This is a genomic window from Paraburkholderia sp. Cy-641 (assembly GCF_011752945.1).
Taxonomy (GTDB): domain Bacteria; phylum Pseudomonadota; class Gammaproteobacteria; order Burkholderiales; family Burkholderiaceae; genus Paraburkholderia.
The window spans coordinates 1-24,771 of sequence record NZ_VWWM01000043.1 but is presented as its reverse complement, the minus strand read 5'-3'; the positions used below and the strand labels follow the sequence as shown (position 1 = coordinate 24,771).

The 24,771-nt window shown below is 63.2% G+C and carries 22 protein-coding genes; 7 read left to right on the top strand and 15 right to left on the bottom strand.

Annotation, left to right across the window (positions count from 1 at the left end; all coding sequences use genetic code 11):
* The first annotated feature begins 4 nt into the window (after positions 1 to 4).
* Positions 5 to 3,124 (top strand): efflux RND transporter permease subunit, encoded by a 3,120-nt coding sequence (locus F3J20_RS22035; protein WP_167284494.1) that lies wholly within the window; start codon positions 5 to 7, stop codon positions 3,122 to 3,124.
* Positions 3,125 to 3,216: 92 nt separating this feature from the next.
* Here F3J20_RS22035 and F3J20_RS22030 read toward each other — a convergent pair whose 3' ends face one another.
* The 9 genes from F3J20_RS22030 to F3J20_RS21990 form a co-directional block, all read right to left on the bottom strand.
* On the bottom strand, positions 3,217 to 4,365 hold the full coding sequence (locus tag F3J20_RS22030) for a porin (protein ID WP_167284493.1): 1,149 nt from the start codon (positions 4,363 to 4,365) through the stop codon (positions 3,217 to 3,219).
* A gap of 108 nt (positions 4,366 to 4,473) precedes the next feature.
* A complete protein-coding gene (locus tag F3J20_RS22025; protein ID WP_167042065.1) occupies positions 4,474 to 4,782 on the bottom strand; it encodes an antibiotic biosynthesis monooxygenase in 309 nt (102 codons plus the stop codon).
* 79 nt (positions 4,783 to 4,861) lie between these two features.
* The gene (locus tag F3J20_RS22020; protein WP_167284492.1) at positions 4,862 to 6,430 is read right to left on the bottom strand and encodes an ABC transporter substrate-binding protein; all 1,569 of its coding nucleotides are present in this window, start codon (positions 6,428 to 6,430) and stop codon (positions 4,862 to 4,864) included.
* Positions 6,431 to 6,483: 53 nt separating this feature from the next.
* The gene (locus F3J20_RS22015; RefSeq protein ID WP_167284491.1) at positions 6,484 to 8,115 is read right to left on the bottom strand and encodes an ABC transporter ATP-binding protein; all 1,632 of its coding nucleotides are present in this window, start codon (positions 8,113 to 8,115) and stop codon (positions 6,484 to 6,486) included.
* Positions 8,112 to 8,957, bottom strand: coding sequence for an ABC transporter permease (locus F3J20_RS22010; protein ID WP_167042059.1), 846 nt, complete (start codon positions 8,955 to 8,957; stop codon positions 8,112 to 8,114). The genes F3J20_RS22015 and F3J20_RS22010 overlap by 4 nt, the downstream gene beginning before the upstream one ends.
* The gene (locus F3J20_RS22005; RefSeq protein ID WP_167042057.1) at positions 8,954 to 9,898 is read right to left on the bottom strand and encodes an ABC transporter permease; all 945 of its coding nucleotides are present in this window, start codon (positions 9,896 to 9,898) and stop codon (positions 8,954 to 8,956) included. Before F3J20_RS22005 ends, F3J20_RS22010 begins: the two co-directional genes overlap by 4 nt.
* Complete coding sequence (locus F3J20_RS22000; protein ID WP_167042055.1) at positions 9,898 to 10,497, bottom strand: thiamine pyrophosphate-dependent enzyme; 600 nt, start codon at positions 10,495 to 10,497, stop codon at positions 9,898 to 9,900. The genes F3J20_RS22005 and F3J20_RS22000 overlap by 1 nt, the downstream gene beginning before the upstream one ends.
* 4 nt (positions 10,498 to 10,501) lie before the next feature.
* On the bottom strand, positions 10,502 to 11,026 hold the full coding sequence (locus F3J20_RS21995) for a thiamine pyrophosphate-binding protein (protein WP_167042054.1): 525 nt from the start codon (positions 11,024 to 11,026) through the stop codon (positions 10,502 to 10,504).
* Position 11,027: 1 nt separating this feature from the next.
* Positions 11,028 to 12,692, bottom strand: a complete 1,665-nt coding sequence (locus F3J20_RS21990) for an NAD(P)/FAD-dependent oxidoreductase (protein WP_167284490.1) — start codon at positions 12,690 to 12,692, stop codon at positions 11,028 to 11,030.
* A gap of 336 nt (positions 12,693 to 13,028) precedes the next feature.
* Here F3J20_RS21990 and F3J20_RS21985 point away from each other — a divergent pair, with 336 nt between their 5' ends.
* From F3J20_RS21985 to F3J20_RS21970, 4 genes are all read left to right on the top strand, one after another.
* The gene (locus F3J20_RS21985; protein WP_167042052.1) at positions 13,029 to 13,958 is read left to right on the top strand and encodes a LysR substrate-binding domain-containing protein; all 930 of its coding nucleotides are present in this window, start codon (positions 13,029 to 13,031) and stop codon (positions 13,956 to 13,958) included.
* 230 nt (positions 13,959 to 14,188) lie between these two features.
* Positions 14,189 to 14,590, top strand: coding sequence for a DoxX family protein (locus F3J20_RS21980; RefSeq protein WP_167042050.1), 402 nt, complete (start codon positions 14,189 to 14,191; stop codon positions 14,588 to 14,590).
* Positions 14,587 to 15,243 (top strand): TetR/AcrR family transcriptional regulator, encoded by a 657-nt coding sequence (locus tag F3J20_RS21975; RefSeq protein ID WP_240158932.1) that lies wholly within the window; start codon positions 14,587 to 14,589, stop codon positions 15,241 to 15,243. The genes F3J20_RS21980 and F3J20_RS21975 overlap by 4 nt, the downstream gene beginning before the upstream one ends.
* Before the next feature lie 6 nt (positions 15,244 to 15,249).
* Positions 15,250 to 16,173 (top strand): hypothetical protein, encoded by a 924-nt coding sequence (locus F3J20_RS21970; protein WP_167284489.1) that lies wholly within the window; start codon positions 15,250 to 15,252, stop codon positions 16,171 to 16,173.
* Positions 16,174 to 16,237: 64 nt separating this feature from the next.
* Here the strand turns inward: F3J20_RS21970 and dbpA are convergent, their stop codons facing one another.
* From dbpA to F3J20_RS32190, 4 genes are all read right to left on the bottom strand, one after another.
* Positions 16,238 to 17,641: an ATP-dependent RNA helicase DbpA gene (dbpA, locus tag F3J20_RS21965; RefSeq protein WP_167284488.1), complete on the bottom strand. Its 1,404-nt coding sequence runs from the start codon at positions 17,639 to 17,641 to the stop codon at positions 16,238 to 16,240.
* Positions 17,642 to 17,701: 60 nt separating this feature from the next.
* On the bottom strand, positions 17,702 to 17,902 hold the full coding sequence (locus tag F3J20_RS21960) for a hypothetical protein (protein WP_167042044.1): 201 nt from the start codon (positions 17,900 to 17,902) through the stop codon (positions 17,702 to 17,704).
* A gap of 144 nt (positions 17,903 to 18,046) precedes the next feature.
* Positions 18,047 to 18,478: a Cd(II)/Pb(II)-responsive transcriptional regulator gene (cadR, locus tag F3J20_RS21955; RefSeq protein WP_167042042.1), complete on the bottom strand. Its 432-nt coding sequence runs from the start codon at positions 18,476 to 18,478 to the stop codon at positions 18,047 to 18,049.
* A 50-nt stretch (positions 18,479 to 18,528) separates the two neighbouring features.
* Positions 18,529 to 19,095: a hypothetical protein gene (locus F3J20_RS32190; RefSeq protein ID WP_240162867.1), complete on the bottom strand. Its 567-nt coding sequence runs from the start codon at positions 19,093 to 19,095 to the stop codon at positions 18,529 to 18,531.
* On the opposite strand from F3J20_RS32190, the gene F3J20_RS21950 reads away from it, so the two are divergent.
* Positions 18,988 to 21,117, top strand: coding sequence for a heavy metal translocating P-type ATPase (locus F3J20_RS21950; RefSeq protein WP_240162864.1), 2,130 nt, complete (start codon positions 18,988 to 18,990; stop codon positions 21,115 to 21,117). The two genes, F3J20_RS32190 and F3J20_RS21950, sit on opposite strands and share 108 nt — an antisense overlap.
* 125 nt (positions 21,118 to 21,242) lie before the next feature.
* Here the strand turns inward: F3J20_RS21950 and eutC are convergent, their stop codons facing one another.
* Positions 21,243 to 22,085, bottom strand: coding sequence for an ethanolamine ammonia-lyase subunit EutC (gene eutC, locus F3J20_RS21945; RefSeq protein WP_167284486.1), 843 nt, complete (start codon positions 22,083 to 22,085; stop codon positions 21,243 to 21,245).
* Positions 22,082 to 23,476 carry an ethanolamine ammonia-lyase subunit EutB gene (locus F3J20_RS21940; RefSeq protein WP_167284485.1) on the bottom strand — a complete coding sequence of 465 codons (1,395 nt, stop codon included), beginning with the start codon at positions 23,474 to 23,476 and terminating at the stop codon, positions 22,082 to 22,084. Before F3J20_RS21940 ends, eutC begins: the two co-directional genes overlap by 4 nt.
* Positions 23,477 to 23,917: 441 nt before the next feature.
* Between F3J20_RS21940 and F3J20_RS21935 the strand changes: the two genes are divergently transcribed.
* Complete coding sequence (locus F3J20_RS21935; protein ID WP_240162861.1) at positions 23,918 to 24,337, top strand: GyrI-like domain-containing protein; 420 nt, start codon at positions 23,918 to 23,920, stop codon at positions 24,335 to 24,337.
* Positions 24,338 to 24,771: the final 434 nt, after the last annotated feature.

Genomic DNA, 24,771 nt, shown 5'->3' with positions numbered 1-24,771 from the left:
CCTCATGAGCCTGCTCGAATTTTTCATCCAACGGCGCATCGCCACCGGCTTCCTGGCGCTCGGCGTGCTGCTGGCGGGCGTCGTCGCCTATTGGCTGCTGCCTGTCGCGTCACTGCCCCAGATCGATTTTCCGACGATCCAGATTTCCGCCCAACTGCCCGGCGCGAGCGCGGAGACCATGGCGAGTTCGGTCGCCTCGCCGCTCGAATGGCAATTGTCGAATATTGCGGGCATCACCGAAATGACCTCGTCCAGTTCGCTGGGGACGACGTCGATCACGGTCCAGTTCGACCTGTCGCGCAATATCGACGGTGCCGCGCAGGACGTGCAAACCGCCATCAATGCAGCGGGCGGCGTACTGCCCAAGAACCTGCCCAACCCGCCGACTTACGAGAAGGTCAATCCCGCCAATTTCACGCTGCTCTCGCTGGCGGTGACCTCGCCGTCGCTCCCGCTCACCGAACTCGACCGCTACGCGGAAGACTTTCTTGCCCAGCAAATCTCGCAGATGCCGGGTGTCGGTCTCGTCGATTTCAACGGACAACAACGCCCCGCGGTGCGCATCCGTGTCGATCCCGACAAGCTCGCCGCACGCGGCCTGACGCTCGAGGACGTGCGCTCGATTGTCGGCGTGCAAACCGTCAACGCGCCCAAAGGCAGCCTGAACGGCCCGGACCGCTCGGTCGTGTTCAACGCCACCGATCAGCTCACGACGGCGGCCGAGTATCGCGGCCTCGTCGTCGCCTACAAGAACGGCGCGCCCGTGCGCCTCGAGGACCTCGGCACCGTGATCGACGCCTCCGAGGACACGCACCAGGCCGCGTGGTTGCAGCACGAGCGCGCCATCATCATCGATATCCATAAGCAGCCCGGCTACAACGTCGTCGACACCATCCGCAACATCGAGTCTCATTTGCCGGCGCTGGAAGCCTCGCTCCCCACGGCGGCCCATGTCCATGTCGTCGGGGACCGCACGCAGACGATCACGACCTCGCTGCACGACGTGCAATTCACGCTGATGTTGACGGTCGCCCTGGTCGTCATGGTGATTTTCGCGTTCGTGCGCAATCTGTGGGCGACCGTGATTCCGAGCCTGACGATTCCGCTGTCGCTGGTTGCCACCTTTGCCTTGATGTATCTGCTGGGCTTTAGCCTGAACAACCTGTCGCTGATGGGGCTCACGATTGCCGTGGGCTTTGTGGTCGACGATGCGATCGTGGTGATCGAGAACGTAATGCGGCATATCGAAGCCGGCGTGCCGCGCATGCGTGCCGCGCTGCTCGGGGTGCGCGAGGTGCGCTTTACCGTCATCTCGATGACCATTTCGCTGATTGCGGTATTCATCCCGATTCTGCTGATGGGCGGCATCGTCGGGCGTCTGTTCCGCGAATTCGCGATTACGATCAGTGCCGCGGTCGTCATGTCGTGCTTCGTATCGCTCACCGTCACCCCCATGTTGTGCGGCTGGCTGATTCGCAAGCCCAACGGCGATCGGCTTCGCGAGAGCCGGCTCGTGCGGGGGCTGGAAATCGCCTTCGTCGCGATGGAGCGGCGCTATGAGCGCGGACTCGACTGGGTCTTGCGGCACCAGAAAACGATGCTCGGCGTGACGATTGCGACCGTGATCGCGACCGGGGCGTTGTTCGTGCTGATCCCGAAGGGGTTCTTTCCCGAGGAAGATTCGGGCCTGATCCAGGCGACACCGGAAGCCGCGACGGACATCTCGCCGCAGGCGATGGCCGTCAAGATCCAGCAACTCGGCCATATCATCGAAGCCGACCCGGCGGTCGATAACGTCTACTACTGGATCTCGGCGGATCCTACGGTGAGCGAAGGCCACATGATGATCAACCTGAAACCCGTCAATCAGCGCACGGTCACCGCCGCCCAGGTGCTGCGCCGGCTCAAGCCCAAACTCGCGACGGTGATCGGTGTTTCGGTCACGATGCGGGTTCGGCAAGACATTCAGGTTGGCGCCCGCGCAAGCGCGGCACAATATCAGTACACCTTGCAATGTCCCGACGTCAATGAATTGAACCACTGGTCGCAGGTGCTGACCCAGCGCCTCTCCACCCTGCCGGAACTGGCCGACGTCACGTCCGATCAACAGGCTTCGGCCACCAGTGCCACGCTGGTCATCGATCGTGACACGGCCTCGCGCTTCGGCATTACCGCGCAGGCCATCGACGATACGCTGTACGACGCGTTCGGCCAGCGCCAGATTGCGACGCTCTATACGCAATCGGACCAGTATCACGTCATCGAGGAAGTCGACCCGAAATTCCAGTTGACGACGGAAGCGCTGGCCCACCTTTACGTGCGCTCGCCCCTGACCAGCCAACTGGTGCCGTTGAACACACTGGTGACGCTCGCCAACGGCGTATCGCCTGTTTCCGTGAACCATCAAGGCTTGTCCCCGGCAGTGACCATTTCGTTCAATCTGGCGCCCGGGCAGGCTCTGGGTGCCGCCATCACGGCCATCCGCCGCGCCGAGGTTGCCGTGCACAAGCCCGATGCCGTTATCGGAACCTTCCAGGGGACGGCCCAGGCTTTCCAGGCATCGCTGCATAGCGAGCCGTATCTGATCCTGGGGGCGCTGGTTGTCGTATATCTGGTGCTGGGCATACTTTACGAAAGCGCGATCCACCCCTTGACCATCATCTCGACGCTGCCGTCCGCCGGCGTGGGGGCGCTGTGCACGCTGATGTTGTGCGGCCAGGATCTCTCGATCATGGCGATGGTGGGCATCGTTTTGCTGATCGGCATCGTCAAGAAGAACGCGATCATGATGATCGACTTTGCACTGGTGGCCGAGCGGGAACAAGGCCTGCCGCCCACGGCCGCGATCCGCCAGGCCTGCGTGCAGCGTTTTCGCCCCATCATGATGACGACGCTGGCGGCCCTGTTCGGCGCCTTGCCGCTGGCGCTGGGACAGGGTGCGGGTGCCGAATTGCGCGTCCCCCTGGGGATTGCGATCGTCGGCGGCCTGGTATTCTCGCAAATGCTGACGCTCTTCACCACGCCGGTCGTCCACCTCTGGTTCGACAGGCTGGCAAACTGGATCGACAGGAAACCGGGGGGCGCGAAATCAAAGGTGGTTGCGGAAAATCAGACGGTTGGGTAGGCGGATCGGTCGGGTGCGGAAAACGACGGCGGTTCGCACCCCTGACCGCCATCTCCGGCCTGCCATATCGTAGAGCCGAACGCGCCCTCCACCTAGAATCGATGAATAATCGCCACACGCGCAGCTAATTGCCGGTTCGTAGTCGACATATTGCCGACCACGCCCTGATAAAGGTCCGCGCCCTTCGCATCGCCGCTCGCCAGCTGCAATGCGACGACCCCGTACACTTCCGTGCGCTTCGACAAACTGTAGTCCGCACCGACAATGACGCGATGGTACTTCGGCACTGCGCCCGAATAATCCACGTGCCCGATCGTGTAGAGATACCCCGCGCCCAGCTTCAACGCGGGCCTGACGAAGTACGTATACGACACGTTGTAAAACTCGAAGCTCACATCGCTTTTGGTGCCGTTTGCCTGACTAAACAGGATGCGCGTATAAAGCACCCCGATGACACCATTACCCACCTGGTAGGTCGCACCGGCCCCATACGTTTGCACGTCTTTCGGATGTCCCACGTAGCTCCATGGGCCGGTAGCACCGATGGCCGAACCCGTCGTGTTGGCAACGTAATGCCCATCGGCGAACTGGTCCGCCGGATCTTTTGCATGGAAGTAGGCCACGCCGAGTTTGAGCGGACCATAAATGTAGTTCACGCCCGCGCTCAAAACGCCTGTCGTGCCGACCTGGTCATATGCGGTGGGCGAACTGAATCCGTACACGCCGCCGAACCTGAATCCATAAACGTCACCGCTCGCGTATTTGATGCTGTTATTCGTTCGTACCGTGTTGCCGATATTGTCCATGTCGCCGCTACCGTGCGTCGCCATTCCGCCCCACTGGTTTCCGTCGCCGGCGAACTGCAGGTAATCGACGATCGAATCATACTGTCGCCCGAGCGTGACGGTGCCAAAGCGATTGCTGGTGATCCCGACATAGGCGGTTCGGCCAAAAGCAAGGCCGCCCTGCCCCAAGGTTCCGTTGGTAACGTTGAATCCGCTTTCCAGCTTGAAGATCGTCTTCAGGCCACCGCCCAGATCCTCGCTGCCGATGAGCCCCCACCGGCTTCCGGAAATCCCCGTCGACACGCCGTCGCGCATGGCGACGAGAGATTTGCCACCACTGTTGTTCACATAATCGATGCCGGTTTCGATAAGGCCATACAGCGTGACGGTACTTTGTGCGTAAGCATGCTGCGAGAGCAGGCATGCGAGCGCGGTTCCGAACATGATTTTCTTCATCTTCCCCTCATCGTTGTAGTTCGACCGGATTTCATCCAGCCAAATCATTTAGTAATACGATTTAATGAGCGCAAATAAATAGGTGCATGAATGCAATGCCGAGCCGAATCAGGTACTGCGACCGTTCCCGGCGATGCAGGCCGATTCCACGAAAAGCCCGCGGCTGACGAAGTGCCGGTAAGGCGACGGCGTGGCGGCATCGCCGGGCTTCAACTCAAGCCAGGCCCGATAGGCCGACTCCGTTTCCCAGCCCGTCACCGTCGTGATCGCCGACGCATCTTTCGGGTCCGATGTCCGGTAGCGGAACAGGAATCCATCGACCTGCGCCATCAACTTGCCGTTGCGCTCGATGCGCTCGACGGCATCGGCCTCGCGGCCCGGATGACAGAAATGATCGACAATGACAAGAAAGGCCATGCTCATCCCCAAGGTTCATGTGCGTACGGCCATCGCCCTTTACAGAGCGATGCGGAAAAGGCGGAAATCCATCGGTCTCCTAGGCAAGCCATACTTCTTCGCACAGTCGCAACCCGGCGGCTTCCGAAAAAGGATGGGGAACGACGCCTTGCACGTTCGCGGCGCGTCCGTCGAGAAAATCCACGAATACCGGAATGGTTCTGCCGTCCGCGTCCCACAGAATCTTCTGCACCTGCGCATACAGTTCGGCCCGTTTGGGTCCATCCGGCGTGCGCCGTGCCTCCAGCGCCAGGGCATCCAGTTTCGGATTCCGGTAGCCGGTCTCCGGCTGCGGCGAATTCGACAGGCTGACACTGCGTAGTTCCAGATCCAGCGTTGCACGCGGAAACCAGTTGGTCACGTTAAACGCCTTCTTTCCGCTGACCTGTGCGTAATAGCCTTCCGCCGGCAAGCGCGTGAGGTTGATCGGTATCCCGACCCGGCCCGCGGTTTCCTGCAGTTCCAGCGCAAAATCCGTCGCGGGCGCGCCGTAATTGACGTCCGACGTGAACAGGTTGAGCTGCCCGCTAAATCCCGACTTTCTGTAGTAGAACCGGGCCTTGTCCAGATCGAACTCGCGTTGCGGCAGATCATGGTCGTAATATCGGTCCCTGGGTCCGATCGGAAGATCATTGGCAACCTGCCCGTATCCGTTCAGTACGCGCTTGACCATCTCCGCGCGATCGACCGCATACTTGATCGCGGTGCGCAGATTGATATCGTCGAACGGCGCGCCATTGGCCATCGTGTTGATGCAGAGCTTTCGCGATGCCTTGGAATCGACCAGCTTTGCGCGAGGGTTCCGGTCGAGCAACGTGGCGGTACGTGCGTCAACCCGGTTGATGTAATGCGCGTCCCCCGAAATCAGCGCGTCCATGCGGGCGCCGGTATCCGAAATGCCGAACGTTTCGACCTCGTCCACATAAACGGTATCGGCCTTGTAGTGATTGGCAAACCGGCGCGCCACCATGCCGATACCGGGTCTGAACTCGACGAGTTCGAACGGGCCGGTGCCGACCGGACGATCCCAGTTGGCAAATCCCTCGGGAACGATGACCGTATGCGGATCACCGAGCAGCACGGGAAAGTCGGCGTTAGGCGCCTTCAGCGTCACGACGACCCGATCCACTCCGTCCTTGCGGATATCGGTGACGTCCGAGAAATACGAGCGCACCATCGACACGGAACCCGGCTGCCGATGAAGATTGAGCGAATAGACCACGTCCTCCGGAACCAGCGGCTTGCCGTTCTGGAACACCACGCCTTGTCTCAACCGGAACGACCAGACCGACATGTCGGCATTCGGGTTCCACTCGACGGCAAGATCGGGCGATGCCTGGAACTGCCTGTCCCACTTCACGAGCGGACTCATCAGCGAATAGACGCGCAGAAAGTCGAGGTTCTGGTTCATCCTCAAGGGATTGAGGGTGTCGTTGATGCTCTGCTGCGACCACGCGATGCGCAGACGGCCGCCGCGCCGCGGCACGGAAGCCGCTGCCGCATCGGCATAGGTCAGCCCACCGCCGAGCGCCACGGCAACACCGGCGGCCGCCGCCCCCAGGAACCCGCGCCGCGACATTTTTCCATCGTGAGCCCATTCGCCGTTCATGCGTCTTCTGTTCTCCGTTCGAGATAGTGGCCGGGACGGCTCGCGTTCGTCCGTCATGCCGCCAGGCCCGGCATGCGCTCTTTCAGCCAGTCGGTCCTGAGTTCCGGTATCGCGTTAAATAGCGCCTGCGTGTACGGGTGCTGCGGATGCGCGACCACCTCCGGCGACTGACCGGACTCCACCACCTGCCCCTGATGCATCACGTAGATCTGGTCGGCGAGTTTCGAGGCTTTCGAAACATCGTGAGTAATGAAAATGCAGGCCGTGCCGAGTTGCCTCCGCAGAGTCGACAACAACGCCAGAATGCGCGAGCTGACGATCGAATCGAGTGCCGCCGTCACCTCGTCACAAACCAGCAGGTCAGGCTCGGCCGCCAGCGCGCGCGCCAGGTTGGCACGCTGCTTCTGCCCGCCGGACAATTGCGAAGGCAGGCGCTGCGCCATCTCCTCGGGCAGTTCGACGAGCCGCAGCAATTCGGCAACCCGCTTCTCGCGAGCCGCGCCCTTCAACCCGAAATACCGTTCCAGCGGCCGCCCGATTGCAGCCCCAACGGTAATGCGCGGATTCAATGCAAGGTCCGGATGCTGCAGCACCAGTTGCACGCCTCGCAGTTCCTCCATGCCGCGCCGCCGAAGCGACGGGGCAAGCGGCCTGCCATTCAGCAGCAACTCGCCGCTCGCGATAGGCAGCAACCCGGTCGCCACTCTCGCGAGCGTACTTTTGCCGGACCCCGATTCACCGACGATCGCAACGAATTCACCCCGGCGAACGGTCAGCGACACATCGTTCAGCGTCGGCTTGCCGCGGCCATACCTCGCGACTGCGTGGCGGATTTCGAGTACGGGCGCGCCGGGCACACCGGGCACATCGGGCTCACTGGAAGCCACCGGCGCCTCGGCTGTCCTGTTCGACAGCCCCGCACTCGCCGCCGCAATCAGCTCGCGCGTATAGTCGCACTGCGGTGACGTCAGCAGTTGCCGCGCCTCGCCTTCCTCGACCTTCCCGCCATGACGCAGCACGACGATCCGGTCTGCCATTTGGGCAACGACCGCCAGATCGTGGCTGATATACAGGCACGCCACCTTTTCCTGCTGGATGATGCGCTTGAGCGAAGCGAGCACGCCCAACTGCGTGGTCACGTCGATCGCCGTCGTCGGCTCGTCCAGAACCAGCAACTCCGGCCGGCACATCAGCGCCATGACGGTCATCAGGCGCTGCAACTGACCGCCGCTCAGTTCATGAGGAAACCGGCGCATCATCTCGTCCGCCGCACCGAGTCCCATGCTTCTCGCCAGCTCCAACGCTCGCCCGTACGCGACCCTGCGATTGCCCTTGCCGTGAACGGCGGTCGCCTCCATGATCTGGTCGACGATCCGGATAGCCGGATTGAAGGCGGTGGCCGCGCTCTGCGCGATATACGCCACCTTGGCGCCGCGCACGAGACGTGCCCCTCGCTGTCCTATCCGTGCAAGATCGCTGCCGCGGAACATGATCCGTCCGCTGGCAAGACGGCATCCCGCGCGGGCATAGCCTAGCGCCGCGAGCCCAATAGTCGACTTCCCGGCGCCCGATTCGCCGATCAGCGCCACCACCTCGCCCTGTTGTACCGACAGGCTGAAGTCATTCACGAGCGTACCCGACGACACCGATACGTTGAGGTTTTCGAAACGCATCAATTCGCTCATGCCAGGAACTCCGTGGAAATATCGCGCTGCGAGCGCCGCAGAAACCAGTCCACCAGTTTGTTGGCCGAAAACGTGACCGAGAAAATCGCGAGTGCGGGAAACACCGCCGCAATCGACCCCAGGCGCAATCCGGCCAGGTTCTCGCGCACCATCATTCCCCAGTCCGCGGCTGGCGGCTGTACGCCCAATCCCAGGAAGCTGACGGCACTCAACAACATGACCGTCGCGGCGAAGCGCACGCCGAAGTCGGTCAGCAGCGGCGGGTAGGCATTCGGGAGTGCCTCGCGGAACAGAATCCAGAAGACGCTTTCTCCGCGCAAATGCGCGAGATCGACGTAGTCGCGTGCCAGGTTGTCCAACCCCACGGCCCGGGCCACGCGATACACGCGTACGGATTCGATCAGGCCGACGGTGCAGACCAGCACCATTTCGGACGACCCGAGCGCGGAGACGCAAACCAGCGCAAACATGATCGTCGGCAGTGCCATCAGCCCGTCCATCACACGCCCGATGGCCTCGTCGATCCAGCCCTTCGCATAGGCCGAAAAAAAGCCGATCGTGATACCGACGCCGGAAGCGATCAGGTTCGCGGCAACCGCGAGCACGATGGTCGTGCGCGAACCGAAGATGATCCGCGAAAGCATGTCGCGGCCGAAATAGTCCATCCCGAGGATCGCCCCATGCTGCGGCACACCGTAAGGATCCCCGATGATCTCGCGCTGCGACCACGGTGCGATCCATGGCGCGGCGAGGGCAACCAGTATCCAGAGCACGATCACGATCAGCGGCAGTTTCGGCACGCTCCCCGTCCGTCCGCCATGGAAAATGCGCGCGATATTCATGTCCTGCTCCGCAGTCTCGGACTGCCCGCCAGTGCCAGCAGATCCGTCGCCATGTTCAGGCCGACGTAGATCGTCCCGAACACCATCGCACAGCCCTGTACCAAAGGAAGATCCCGCACCGCCACGCTGTCGATCATCAGCTTGCCCATGCCCGCATAGGAGAAGATCACCTCCACCACCACGACCCCGCTGACGAGGTAGCCGAGACTGATACCGATCACGTTGGCGATCGGCCCGATCGCGTTCGGCAACGCGTGGCGCACGAGAATCCTCGAACGGGGCACGCCCTTGAGCAACGCCATCTCCACATACGGCGAGCCGAGCACGTTGAGGATGGAGCTGCGCGTCATGCGCGTCGTCGGCGCAAAGACCGAAATGACCAGCGTCATCACCGGCAGCGCGAGGCGCCGCAGATGCGAACCCAGCGTCACCTCGCCGAACATGTAGGAGGTCGCGGGCAACCAGCCCAACTGCACCGAGAACACGAGAATCAGAAACGCGGCGAACATGAACTCCGGTCCCGACGCGGTAATCAGGCTGGTGTTCGTAATCAGCCGGTCGGGCCAGGTTCCGGCTCGCGCCGCTGCGTAAAGACCCAGCGCCACCGCCAAAGGCAGGGCCACGAGAGCCGTCAGGCCACCGAGCAGCAACGTGGCCGGCAAGCGCGACGCAATGAGCGCCGACACGCTGCGGCCGCTTGCATAGGACTTGCCGAGATTGCCGTGCAGCGCGCCCGACACCCACGTCAGATATTGCGTGTAGAGCGGCCTGTCGAGGCCCGCGTCATGGCGAAACGCCGTGAGCGTCTGCGGCGTGGCGTCCTGCCCGAGCACCACCTCCGCCACGTCTCCCGGCAACAGATGCGTACCCGCGAAGATGAGCAGCGAGACGAACACGAGCGTGCCGATCCCGAACGCGACCCGTCGCAGCAGGACACGCATTACGCGCCAGCCGACTGCTCCGAACCGCCATGAGCGCCGCCGAACGTCCGGCGCATGGCCTGGATCTGGTCTCGCATCGACAATGTCGGCCAACTTTTGCATGCGCTTGCCCTGTCTATGTTAAGTGCAATGAAATTCGGTCCTTCGGCCTCGATCAGCGTGGCGATGCGCGCGCGCAGATCGTCGACGTCGTCGATGCGCGTGCTGTTCCTGAAGCCCGAGGCCTGCGCGAGCGCAACGAAATCGGCCGTGGCGGCACCGGGAATCGGCTGGTTGCCGGACGTTTCGTAAAGGCCGTTGTTCATCACGATCAGCGTGTAATTGCGCGCACGCGCTTCGCCGATCGTCACCAGCGTGGCCAGTTGCATCGTCACGCAACCGTCGCCGTCGACGGTCACGACACGTTTGTCCGGCGCACCGAGCGCCATGCCGAGACCCAGCGACGAGGCGCTGCCCATGCAGCCGAGCATGTCGATATGCAACGGTGCCTCGGGATCGAGCGCATGCCATACAGGCGTGGCCTGCATGGTGGCAACCGACAGATACTGGTTCTTGCGGCACACGTCCGCCAGAATCCGGATGACTTCCTCTCGCAACATATGCTCAGACTCCGGTAGGAATGGGGACAACGAGTGCCCAGGGGGACTGCTGCTGCAATGCCTGCTCGTACACGTCGGGAATCTTCCCGAGATCGGCGTCATGCCACAGCCGCAGCGACGGCACGCCCCACATGTCGAGCGTCGGTTCGAGCAGCCGCACCATGCGCTGCGGGTGCTGCTCCATCGGCGTCGCCGCCTTGTTGCCGTACTGGCCGATCAGCATGACGGTCGGCACGCCGGCGTCGAGCGAGATGCCGCGAATCGTGTTGAGGCACGCATAGAAGCCGTTGTTCTGAATCGTCAGCAGCGGCCTGTGGCCCATCGCATACAGCCCGGCATTGATGCCGATCGCTTCGTCCTCGCTGCATGCATAGACGGTCTGCAGGTCGGGCGCGGCTTCGATCGCCGCGATGAAGGTTTCCTGATACGTGTCGGGTACGATGACCACGTGCGAAATACGCGCCTGTCGCAGAACCTCGACAAGCCGTGCCGCGCTCAAGGGTGTGGGAATCTCGTGTTGATCTGTCATGTCAGCCTGCCTGCCTCGATAGTTCGCTTTCGGTGGTCATCTCGCAGTCCGCGTTACGTCTCGCGGTATCGCTGAGAATCTGGTGCGCGGCGTTGTGCCCCGGAATGCCCGAGACGAATCCGGCCGGCCAGGTGCCGGTGCCGCAGAAGTAGAGTCCGTCGACCGGCGCGCGGTAATCGGACATGCCGGCCATCGGCCGCAACGAGAACATCTGCCCGGCCAGGTTGTCGCCCTGGATCACGTTGCCTTCCAGCAGCCCGTACTCGTTCTCGAGATCGAGCGGGCTCATGTAGCGGTGATCGACGATGCTGTCCTTGATGCCCGGCATGTATTCGTCGAGCACCTTGATGCACCGGTCGCCGAACGCGTCGCGAGTGGCGGCATCCCATACGCCGTCCTTCAGTGCATAGGGCGCGTGCCAAACGTTGATACTGAGCAGATGGCGCCCCGGGGGCGCGAGGTCGGGATCGATCATCGACGGACAGAGCCCCCACATGAGCGGCCGCTCGGACGGCACGCCATGCTTCGCCTGGTCGAAGGCGCGGTCCATGTATTCGACGCTGGGCGCAATCCGGAACTGGCAACTGGCGATCTGGCGGGTTTCCTCGTCCGTCGCGCCATCGGCGACATGCGGCGGTCGATCGAGCGACAGCGCGATCTTGAACGCGGACCCTTTCATCGGAATCCGGCGCACGCGCTCCAGCGTGTTGGCGCGAATCGCACCGGCGGGCAGCAGATCGAGCAGCGTGGTCTTGGGATTGGCATTCGAGACGACGACGGGAGCCCGGAAGCACTCGCCACTCGCCGTTTCCACGCCAACGGCCGCGCCGTTCTCGACGAGAATCCGCCGCACCGCGACGTCGGTCCGGATCTCCCCGCCGGCCTCGACGACCGCGCGAGCCATCGCCGCGATGATCGCGCCCATGCCGCCCTTCGGAAAACCGGTCGAACCCCGCAGCGGCATCAGCCGTGGATCGTCGGGCGAGGTCGGCTTACGTGCCGCGAGCGAAAGCGGGCGGATCAGCATGGGGACCGCGGTGCCCGGCGTACTTGGCCCCGCCTGAACGGCCACGCAGCCGCGGATCGCGATCAGTGCCCTCGCCTCTTCCGACTGCAGCCACTCTTCCGCGAGGTCCCGGATACTGCCGAAGAAAAACTTGCCGAACGCGTCCTCCAGTTCCGGCGAATCGATCTTTGCCAGCATGTCGCGCAACGAAGGCGGCGGCTCGAACGGCGAGACGCCGAGTGCCTGGGCGAACCGGTCGACGTACGCCAGCAGACCGAAGAAGCGCTCCTCGTCTCCTTTCGCAAAGCTGGCAAGCTGCTCCCGCACGCGGTTCTGATCGCGCCAGCCGACAAAGTAACGTCCCGTGTCGAACCGCGTGAACAACGTGGGGTCGGTGGAAATGAAGCGGAGCCCATGACGCTCCAGCTGCATGTCGGCGGCAATCGTCTGTTCGAGCGAGCCCGTCGAATTGGTAATCGAAGAACGATGCCCCGGAAAGTACTCGACCGTGCCGCACGGGCCGCCGAGCGCGCGACGACGCTCCAGAACCAGCACGCGCCGTCCCGCGCGCGCCAGATAGAAAGCACTGACGAGGCCGTTATGGCCGCCGCCGATCACGATGGCGTCATAGGTAGGATGTTTGGTTGATCTTGGGGACATTATCGACATGGATTGCAGGACCTGGATTGGTTGATTCCCTGTTGATTCCTACGACGAACAAAGCCCGCGCATCCGTCGGCTCGTTCCGTACACTTCCACTGCTCACTGCGAGATTGCGGGTGCCGCGACCGGACTCATCGGCTGCAGCGTGTTCTACAGGCACCGTTGCGGCGCGCAATGCACCACGCTCCTGTGCGAGGGATATCCCTGGCCGGCTCCGGCCACGCGGCCCTCTCCATCCCCAGCGTTCCCATACAGAGAAATTGGGATGATCGTAAGGTGCGGAGTAGAATAAAAAAAGTTTAATTTTTTAATCTTTCGATTTACTTTACTTATATGGCCGAGCAACTTCCCGATGTCAAGATGACGCAGATCCGGCACTTCGTCTCGGTCGTGGAGCATGGCGGATTCAAGGCCGCCGCCGCCGCGGTATTTCGCAGCCAGCCGGCGCTCTCGCTTTCGATCCGCGAGCTCGAAACCACCTTGGGCGCCCGGCTGCTCGAACGCGGCAACCGGGTGATGCTCACCGCGTTCGGCACGCTGTTCTATCGGGAAGCGAAATCGCTCGTCGAACACTACGACCGGGCCATCCAGGCGGCGATCGACGTTGCCCAGGTTCGCCTCGGGCGGGTCAAGATCGCCGCCGTGCCGTCCATTGCGCACGAAATCCTGCCCCGCGCCATCAGCCGCTTCGTACGCTCGTATCCGACCGTCAATCTGCATGTCGAAGACGGCTCGACGATCTACGTGCATGAGCGGGTGAAATCGGGAACGGTCGACTTCGGCATCGCGAGCGAACCGGACAGCAGCTCCGGCCTCAGGTTTTCGCCGCTCCTCGCGGATGCACTCTGCGCGGTCGTCCCGGCGGGTCACCCGCTGTTCAAAAGAAAAAAGCTGAAGTGGCCACAGCTGGCCGCCAGCCGGATCATCGGCAACGGCATCATGCAGGCGCTGTCGCCCGATGTCCGGGCGGCGATCGGCCAGCCGGAATCGCTGTTCATCCCCAATACCACGACGCTGCTTGCTGCGGTGGAGAACGGCGTCGGCGTTACGGTCCTGCCCTTCCTCTCGAACCAGCACAACGGCGAGTCGCTCAGGTTCATCCCGCTCGAATCTCCACGCGTGGAGCGACTGGTCGGCATCGTGGAACCCGAGGACAAGTCGCCCAGCCCGGCCGCGCTAGCGCTGCGCAACGGCATTGTCGAAGAAGTACAGGCGCTCGCTCCATGCCCCGAGGTCAGGCGCCTGCGCAGCGGCTCGGCCTGAAAAGCGTGAGCCGGGGCACTGCCTCGGTCCTTCCGTCCCGGCACTGCACTGCAAACGCCCGCGAGTAGTGCACGGCCTCTCCCTGCGAGAACCCATCCGGGTTCCCGCATTCCTTCCTCTTCGCCTGATGAGCGCTGCGCCCCGGCAACCGCACGAAGCGTGTGGCCATCCATTTACCAGACTGATGAGTTCAATATATACTGCGCCCAAGTCAACCACCGAGGCACGGCATGCCCTCATTTATCGCTCTGGTTCTGGAAAGTCCGATTACGCTGGTGTTCGGCCGGATACTGCTGACGACGCTCTTCTGGAGCGCGGGTATCTTCGGACTGTTTAACTTTTCCGTGATCGTCTCGGAGATGAAGGCGGTCAACCTGCCGGCGCCCGTGGGCTTCGCGGTGGCGACCATCGCCATTCAGCTGATGGGCTCCGTGCTGCTGATCGGGAATTTCAACGGCCTGGGATGGTTGGGCGCGGGCGCGCTCGGCCTGTTCACGCTACTCACGATTCCCTACGGGCACGCGTTCTGGACTTTCCCCGAACCGCGTCGAACGGAAGAACTTCACATTGCGCTGGAGCATATTTCGGTCGCGGGAGGTATGCTGATGGCCGCGATTTTGACCCTGAGATGATCGTATTTCACATGACCTCACTTCCACGTGGCCGGCCCAAGGACCTGGTGAAGCAGCAAGCGCTTCTCGATGCCGCACGCGACCTGCTTCTGGAGCACGGTGCGGACGTGACGACCAGCGCCATCGCCGCACGCGCGGGCGTGGCGAAAGCGACCCTGTTTGCGCATTTCAGCGACAAGGACGAATTGATCGATGCGGTGATACGCCGCGAGTCCGACCGCACGGCGACGGACGCCGAGCTCGCCGAAGGCCTGGCGATGGATATCGTGCCGGCGCTTCGCAAGTTCGGCATTCGCTTTACACGGTTCATCAACGAGCGCGAGTTGGCCGGATGGGATCGGCTCATCGCGACAGCGGCGAAAAGAAGCCCGGAGCTTCCGAAGCGGTTTTTCTCGAGTGGCCCCGGACGCGGGCAAGCGATTCTCGCCTCGTTGATTCAGGCGGCGATAGAAAAGGGAACGTTGAGGGATTGCGACGCGACCCAGGCGGCCGATGACCTCGCCGGACTCTGGATCGGCTTCTCCAATCTTGAAGTGAAACTGGGTGCCCGCACGCCGTTCAGCGAGGCTCAACTGCGCAAAAAAGTCGATCACGGAATCGACGTCTTTATGCGGTTCTACGGGACTGAGGATAAGCGTCGGCGGCCTGAATGACGGGACATGGCCGACTCTGCCCCGGCCATCAAACCATCCAGCGCTCAAGCTTCGCGACTCCATGCCGATACAACGGATATTGCCATCCGTTACTGGAGCAGAAGCATGGATCTCTCTATCGCGCCGACAACCGCGGCGACCGTACCCGTACAAGCTTCCGATTCGAATCTCAATTCCGTGGCATTGACCCAGCGTTCCGCGACCGCGGATGCCGCGGCTTCCGCGGTGACCTCGATAACGGCCGTCGATCCACCGGTCACCAGCGCCCGGGTCGCCAAATATCTGGACGCCATGAGCATCAATTTCAGAACGGGCAAAGATGCCGAAGGCGTAGCCAATGCCCTCGTTTCATCGATGCAGGCGTTGATCCTGCAACGTCCCGATCTCGCCAACGCCCAATTCGATTTCCAGTCCGACGACGGTTCGATCAAGGTCACGTCCGACAGCCTGAGCGACAGCGACAAGAGCTGGCTCCAGAACCTGCTCAATAGCAACAGTGCGCTGGTGCAGGCCGTCAACACCTTTCACAGCGATGCAGTAGGCGGCTACGCGGCCTGGGCGGAAGCGGACGGCACGCCGCTGACCGATGCGCAATCCCAGGCCGTCAGCAAAAAAGCGGACGGCATGGTGAGCTTCATGCAGCTATTCCATCAGCTCGGCACCGCAGGCGCGAAAGGGATGTTCAATGATGGCGCCTACTACGCCCCGAACGGCGCAAAAATCGACCTGACGCAGAACACCGGCAACGCCGTCGGCTTCCTGAGCTTCATGCAAAGCGCGCGGGCGATGTCGAACGGCACCGACGAATACGTCGGTCCGGCCGGCCACACGCTTTACGGCGCGGCAAAATTCGACGTGTTCAACGCGAGCATGATGCCGGATTTTTACCCTTCGCTCGTTACCTCGCTCGGCGTCCACGAGGTGGCGTGATTCCTGGTTCGCTAGCGGGAGCCGCAAAGGGAATCGCTCGATTGCGGCCCCGGAGCCGATACCGTCACTCGCCGTCCATCAACCGGACCCTCACCTTGCGCCCCTTCAGCTTGCCCGCGCTGAGCCGGCGCACCGCCTCGCGCGCGATGCTGCGCTCCACCGCGACATAGGTCGACATATCGGTCACGTTGATCTTGCCGATCTGCGAGCCTTCGAAACCGGCCTCGCCGGTCAGCGCGCCGAGCACGTCGCCGGGACGAATCTTTTCCTTGCGGCCGCCGAGAATCTGCAGCGTTTCCATCGGCGGCAGCAGCGGCCCGTCGCCAGCCGGCTTCAGGTCCGCCAGCTTGTGCCATTCGACGTCGCGCTTTTGCGCCTGCTCGATACCGCCGACGCGCCCCATCTCGTCCATGCTCGCGAGACTCAACGCCCAGCCGTCCTGATCGGCGCGGCCCGTGCGGCCGATGCGGTGCGTGTGCACTTCAGGGTCCGGCGTCACGTCGACGTTGATCACCGCTTCGAGCTGCGCGATGTCGAGCCCGCGCGCGGCGACGTCGGTTGCGACCAGCACCGAGCAGCTACGGTTCGCGAACTGGATCAGCACCTGATCGCGCTCGCGCTGATCGAGCTCGCCATGCAGCGCGAGCGCATGAAAGCCCTGTGCGCGCAGCACGTCGAGCAGATCGCGGCACTGCTGCTTGGTGTTGCAGAACGCGATCGTGCTGACCGGGCGATAGTGGTTCAGGAGCAGCCCGACCGAGTGCAGACGCTCGTCCTCGGTCACTTCATAGAAGCGCTGACGGATCTTGCTGTCGTCGTGCCGCTCGGCGAGCTTGACTTCCTTCGGATTGCGCAGGAATTGCTGGCTCAGCTTCGCGATGCCCTCGGGGTACGTCGCCGAAAACAGCAGCGTTTGACGCTCTTTCGGGCATTGTCTGGCGACCTTCGCGATGTCGTCGAAGAAGCCCATGTCGAGCATGCGGTCGGCCTCGTCGAGCACGAGCGTGTTGAGCGACTGCAACGCGAGGCTGCCGCGTTCGAGGTGATCCATGATGCGGCCCGGCGTGCCGACCACGATGTGCGCACCGTGTTCGAGGCTCGCCGTCTGCGGACGCATCGGCGTGCCGCCGCACAAGGTCAGCACCTTGATGTTTTCTTCCGCGCGTGCGAGGCGGCGGATTTCCTGCGTGACCTGATCGGCAAGTTCGCGGGTCGGGCAGAGCACCATCGCCTGCGTGTCGAACTGGCGCGCGTCGAGCCGCGCGAGCAGCGCGAGCGAAAACGCCGCGGTCTTGCCGCTGCCGGTTTTGGCCTGGGCGATCAGATCGTGGCCGGCGAGCGCGATCGGCAGGCTCGCGGCCTGGATCGGCGTCATTTCGACGTAGCCGAGTTGCGTGAGGTTCGCGAGCGTCGCGGGCGGCAGCGGCAATTCGCTGAATGCGGCACCGGCGGGAGTGGGACGGTTCATAAGGTCCTGGATTGGGCTGAAGCTGGGACTGACGCTAACGACAGGGCGAACGACGCGCGATTACTCGGCCATCGGCCCCGGATCGGGACGGCCCGGCAGTTGTTCATACAGCACTTTGCCGTCGTCGCCGTCGAAACGCTCGACGTAATTGCGCGCGCCGCACAGCGGGCAGCGGAACAGCAGCCCCTGCCCCTCGTTCTTGATAACGACGTCGGACTGCTCCCACTGCGCGCCGCAGGACTGGTTTCTACAGGTAAACACGTTGATTCTCCAACTGGATTCGATGTTTCGATGATCGGTCGGCCAGGCCGCGCGAACGGCCTGGCCTTGCATGGGATTGCTTGCCACGGCAATGCGCCGGCACGCGACGTGCCAGCCGGTGCACTTCAGTTCAGATTCAGCACGTCAGCCCAGATGCGTATGCCGCGTGCGCGGCACGCTCACGTCCATTTCGGTCAGGCCATGCACGATGCCGCAGTCCTCGACCGGATGCTCGCCATGGCACTGCTCGCGCAGCGTGGCCAATTGCGCCTTCAGCTGCTGGAGCTCTTCGATACGGGTGTCGACGTGCGCGACGTGCTCGTCGATCAGCGTATGCATGCTGCCGCAGCCGCCGGCCGGCGCGTCGGTCAGACGCAGCAAGGCGCGGATTTCGTCATGGGTCATGTCGAGCGCGCGGCAGTTGCGGATGAAACGCAGACGCTCGACGTGCTTCGCCGTGTAACTGCGGTAATTGGCTTCGGTGCGCTCCGCCTCGGGCAGCAGGCGCTCCTTTTCGTAGAAACGGATCGTTTCCGTCGTGCAATGGGCGATTTTCGCCAGTTCGCCGATTTTCATGGACCCTCCTGCTACGCGGCCTTGACCTTGTAGTGGCTTCAAGGTGTTTACTAGACCACAAATCGCACGAGGAAGCCACCATGCCTGAAATCAGCCGTTTTGCCGCCGATCGTCCTGAAACGGACGAGGCCTGTGCGCATGGGCGCCACGGGCAGGCGGACACGCAGCAGTACGGCCACGCTCATGGTCATGAAAGCGGTCACGAAAGCGGCGCGGGCGGCGGCTGTGGGCATGATGCTCATGGACATGGCCACGCGCATGCGCACGCCCAGCACCCGCATGGAAACCGCGCTGAACGGCATGAGGGGCACACTCACCGCGACGGCCATGAGCATGGCCACGATCACGCGGACGGGCACGACCGCAAGCGCGGCCAGGCCTCGGCTCACTCCCACGATCACGCCGACGGCGCCTGCTGCGCCCCCGCCGCGCTCGCGCCGACGCCACTGCGCCTGCCGCGTTCCGAAGCTGTCGGCGACGACCTGCGCACCGCCATCCGCATCATGCAGATGGACTGCCCGACCGAGGAAGCGCTGATCCGCAAGAAACTCGGCCGTCTGCCGGCCGTTCGCAGCATGGACTTCAACCTGATCCAGCGCGTGCTGACGGTCGTCCACGCGCCGGATGCACTCGAACCGATCCTCGCCGCGCTGCGCTCGCTCGATTTCACCCCCGAACTCGCGGGCGACAACCCCAACGCAACCCCCACGGCCCCCGGCAGCGCTACGCCGAAGCCCTGGTGGCCCCTCGTGCTCGCCGGAGTCGTCGCGGCCGGCTCAGAGGCCGCTGGCTGGCTTGGCGCGCCCGTCTGGATGGTGGCGGGCCTCGCACTCGTCGCGATCGTCTCCTGCGGGCTCACGACGTATCGCAAGGGCTGGCTCGCGCTGCGCAACGGCAATCTGAACATCAACGCGCTGATGAGCATCGCCGTGACCGGCGCGGCACTGCTCGGTCAATGGCCCGAGGCCGCGATGGTGATGGTGCTGTTCACGATCGCCGAGCTGATCGAAGCGCGCTCGCTCGACCGCGCGCGCAATGCGATCGAGGGACTCATGCGGCTCGCGCCCGAAGAAGCCAGCGTGCAGCAGCCCGACGGCGCGTGGCAGCCCATGCGCGTCGACGCGATCGCGCCCGGCGCGCTGGTGCGCGTGAAGCCGGGCGAGCGGATCGCGCTCGACGGCGAGATCGTCGCGGGCCGCTCGAGCGTCGATCAGGCGCCGATCACCGGCGAGAGCCTGCCGGTCGACAAGACCACCGGCGACGCCGTATTCGCCGGCACGATCAACCAGGCGGGCTCGTTCGACTATCGCGTGACGGCGGCGGCCGGCAACACGACGCTCGCGCGCATCATCCATGCGGTCGAAGAAGCACAGGGCACGAAGGCGCCGACGCAGCGTTTCGTCGATCAATTCGCGCGCGTCTATACGCCGATCGTGTTCGCGATCGCGCTCGCCGTGGCGGTCGTGCCGCCGTTGCTGTTCGGCGGGGCCTGGCATGCGTGGACCTACAAGGCACTGGTGCTGCTCGTGATCGCGTGTCCGTGCGCGCTCGTGATCTCGACGCCGGTGACGATCGTCAGCGGGCTCGCGGCCGCGGCGCGCAAGGGGATTCTCATCAAGGGCGGGGTGTATCTCGAACAGGGGCGCAAGCTGAGCCGGCTGGCGCTGGACAAGACCGGGACGCTGACCCATGGCAAGCCGGTGTTGACCGGGTTCGAGGTGGTGGGGGATGAAGTTGGTGTTGGCGCGGGTGTTGGCGATGTGGGCGCCGGTGACGCTCATGCCGATGCCCGCGCGACTCAATACCGCACGCTCGCGGCCAGCCTCGCGGGCCGCTCCGATCATCCCGTGTCGATGGCCATTGCCAGGGCCGCGCACGACGACGGCATCGCCCACCTGCCCGTCGATACCTTCGAAGCGCTCGCCGGACGCGGCGTGCGCGGCGAGATCGATGGTGCAACGTACTGGCTCGGCAATCATCGCCTGATCGAAGCGTTGGGCCGCTGCTCGCCGCCACTCGAAGCGCGCCTCGAAGCACTCGAAGCGCAAGGCCAAACCGTCGTGATGCTCGCCGACGCCCAACGCGTGCTCGCGCTGTTCGCGGTCGCGGACACGGTGAAGGACACGAGCCGCGCCGCCGTCGCCGAATTGCGGCGGCTCGGCGTCGGCACCGCGATGCTGACCGGCGACAACCGCCACACGGCCGCGGCGATCGCGCAGCAGGTCGGCGTCGACGAAGCGCGCGGCGACCAGTTGCCCGAAGACAAGCTCGACGCGGTCGCGCAATGGTCGGCCGCGGGTGCGACGGTCGGCATGGTCGGCGACGGCATCAACGATGCGCCCGCGCTCGCGCGCGCCGACATCGGCTTCGCGATGGGCGCAATGGGCACCGACACCGCGATCGAAACCGCCGACGTCGCGCTGATGGACGACGACCTGCGCAAGATTCCGGCGTTTATCCGGCTGTCGAAGGCAACGCATGCGGTGCTGGTACAGAACATCGCGCTCGCGCTGGGCATCAAGAGCGTGTTTCTCGTGCTGACGCTGATGGGCCTCGGCACGATGTGGATGGCAGTGTTCGCCGATGTCGGCGCGAGCTTGCTGGTGGTGGGGAATGGGTTGAGGTTGTTGCGGAAGTAAACGCGCTCGGGGGACTGGCTGGGAGCGGCGTATACGGCGGGTATCGGGAGCAGTGTGGTGTCCGGTCGCCTGCGCGCTGATGTTTTGCCGCGTGTCGGCTATGCGATTCGCGTTGACCACGCGGTTCAGCTTGAGATTGAGGTTGACCCCGAACCCGAACCCGAATCGCGGCTCACGGCTCCGGGCGTTGCGGGCACGCTCGCCGGCAACGCCTCGCTCTCGTCTTTCAAACCGACGCCCGTCAGCCCGAGCTTCCTCGCCTGCGTGAGCAGATAGTGCAGCTTGTGCGCCGCTTGCGGATAGTCGAGCCCTTCGGGGCGCACGTTCGAAATGCAGTTGCGTTGCGCGTCGGTGCAGCCCGTTTGCGGCGCGTACGTGATGTAGATGCCGAGACTATCCGGCGAACTCAAACCGGGCCGCTCGCCGATCAACATCACGACGATCTTCGCGCCGAGCAATGCGCCGATCTCGTCGCCAAGCGCGACGCGCGCCTGACGCGCGATCACCACAGGGCCGATGCGCCAGTCCGCGAATTTGGGGCGCACGGCTTGCAGCAGCGGCACAGCCTGCTTCGACGCGGCAAATGCCGATAGACCATCGCCGATCACGAACAGCACATCGCTCGTTTGTGCCGGCCGTTGCGCAAGCGCCGCGCGGCTCTCGTCCGACAGACGCCGCCCGAGATCGGGACGCCGCAAATAATGCTCGCGATCCGGCGCGGCGCTATGCACGTCCAGCGTGTCGAATCCTAGCGCTTGTAGTGTTTCGTGCAGCGCGTTGACGTCGAGCGGATGATGCACGGCGTCGCGCGCCTGCGCATGCGCGAGATTGAACGCGAGCAGCGGCGCGGTCGGCACGCCGTTGCCCGCGCGGCCTAACGCGATGCGTGCCTGCGTAAACTGGCGCAGTACGCTCCACGGGTCCCTGTCGAGTGCGTCGCTTTCGTTCCCGCTCCCGTTCTCGCTCATGTGATCCCCATCCAGTCGCGCGCGCCTTCGAGCAGCGGCTGCCGCGCCGATGCGCCGAGCAATGCGCCGTGTGCGTCGATAATCAGCATCGACTCCAGCCATGCCTCGAATTCAGGCGCGCGCCGCAAACCGAGCACGTCGCGCACGTACAGCGCATCGTGGAAAGACGTGCTCTGATAGTTGAGCATCACGTCGTCCGCGCCCGGCACGCCCATGATGAAATTGACGCCCGCAACACCGAGCAGCGTCAGCAGATTGTCCATGTCGTCCTGATCCGCTTCGGCGTGATTCGTGTAGCAGATGTCGCAACCCATCGGCACACCGAGCAGCTTGCCGCAGAAGTGATCTTCGAGACCCGCGCGCGTGATCTGCTTGCCGTCGTACAGATACTCCGGGCCGATGAAGCCGACCACCGTGTTCACCAGAAACGGCTCGAACTTGCACGCCACCGCATACGCGCGCGCCTCGCAGGTCTGCTGATCGACGCCGAAATGCGCATCCGCCGACAACGCGCTGCCCTGCCCCGTTTCGAAGTACATCAAATTGCTACCGACCGTGCCGCGTTTGAGCGACAACCCCGCCTCGTACGCTTCCCGCAGCAGCGCAAGCGAAATGCCGAAGCTCGCGTTCGCTTTCTCGGTGCCCGCGATCGACTGGAACACGAGATCGACCGGCGCGCCTTGTTCGATCGCGGCAATCGTACTCGTTACGTGCGTGAGTACGCACGATTGCGTCGGCACCTGATAGCGCTGGCGGAAATCGTCGATCATCAGCAGCAGCGTCGTGATCGCCGCGAGGTTGTCGCTCGCGGGGTTGATGCCGATCAGCGCGTCTCCGCAGCCGTACATCAGGCCATCGAGCATCGAGGCGGCGATGCCTTTGACGTCGTCGGTCGGGTGGTTCGGTTGCAGGCGTACGGACAGATGGCCCGGTAAGCCGACGGTATTGCGAAAGCGCGTGACGACAGGGCGTTTACGAGCGACAGCGATGAGGTCCTGGTTGCGCATCAGCTTCGAGACTGCGGCGAGCATTTCCGGGGTGAGGCCTTCGGTGATGCGGGTCAGTGCGTCGGTATCGGTGGTGGTGCTGAGCAGCCAGTTGCGGAAGTCGCCGACTGTCAGATGAGAGATGTCGGTGAAGGCTTGAGGCGAGTGATCGTCGACGATCAGGCGCGTGACCTCGTCGGTTTCGTAGGGGATCAGCGGTTCGTTCAGGAACGTGCGCAGCGGCACCTGGGCCAGCGCCATTTTGGCGGCGACCCGCTCTTCCTCGCTCGCGGCCGCGATACCCGCGAGCTGGTCGCCCGAGCGCTGCGGACTTGCTTTGGCGAGCAGGGTCTTCAGGTCGGCGAAACGGTACGTGCGACTGCCGATCGACTCGGTGTAGCTCATGTTTGCGGCTCCATCGCTTCGCGCGAACGCGGGCGGGAATGGGAACGGCGGTGGCATGCTGCGTGCTTCTGGTGGTGCTCTCGTTACACGATAGCGCCAAATGAAGGCAGCGTCACGTTTGCAGGTTTGGGTTTGGGGCTGCTGTGCTGTTCGTCGATGCGGTTTACGGGGGTTGATTGTTGGTGCTGCTTGTTGATGTGGCTTTCCGGCTTTCGTTTACGTAGGCTGTTTGGTTGAGGCTTTGACGTTTGTTTACGGGCTACGACTACCGCTGCCACGATTCGAAAACGTGGTGCAATCAGCAAGTGCTTAATCCGCGTTCCGCTTCGCGCGGCCCGCGTGAAATTCGCAAGGAGACGATCAAATGACGATGAAGCGTGAGGTCGTAATTCGTAGTGTAGAGCCGATGGAGATTCTGTCGGTCGATCATGTCGGGCCTTAATGCAGATCGGCAAGGCTTTTGATGCTTTGTTCGGCTGGCTTGGGAAACACAATCTGCTTGCGGGAGAGATGCGGATGGTCGGGCTTTTCTTCGATGACCCGGGCGTGGTCGAGGAACAGAAGCTGCTGTCGAAGGCGGGAGTGTTGTTGCCGGGGCCGGTGATAACCGAAGTTGCCGCGTCTGTTGCTATGAGTGATGGAGTTTCGGTGACGCGTATACGTGGTGGAGAGTATGCGGTGTTGCGGCATGTCGGGCCGTATAGCGATATGCGGGCGACTTATGAGTGGTTGTATGGGACGTGGCTCGTGCAATCTGGTAGGGCGGCGGCGGATGCGCCGGCGTTTGAGGAGTATTTGAATAGTCCAAAGGGGACTGCGCCCGCGGAGTTGGTGACGGAGATTTGTTTGCCGTTAGGTTAACCGGCCGCGTTGTGATTGCTTTTGAGTTCCTTCGTTGCTGCCGGTGTTGTGTGCGTATACGTTGTGCGGGTCGTTAACGCGGGTTCTGGTTTTTATATTCTTTGTATATGTATACGTAGTAATAGTTAACAAGCGGGGCTGTTCGCTGTGGATAACTTCGAAGTTCGTTTACGGATCAATGGGCTGCGGAATCGATAACCCTTGGGAGCGCAAGCGGACAGAGTCGCGGAGCCTGGGAGAATTTTTTTGCGGTCGGTTAACGTGCTGGGTTTATTAAGGTTTCGCTCACAATGTGTTGGTGGGGATTTTGGAGCGGCCCCCTGAATCGCCGGACACAGTCTCCCGCTTAAACTAACGGGTAGGCATAGGACTGTGTTAATGGGATGGTCGCCCCCGCCTCCCCGGCAAGAGTACGCTATGGAGGCAATCACCAA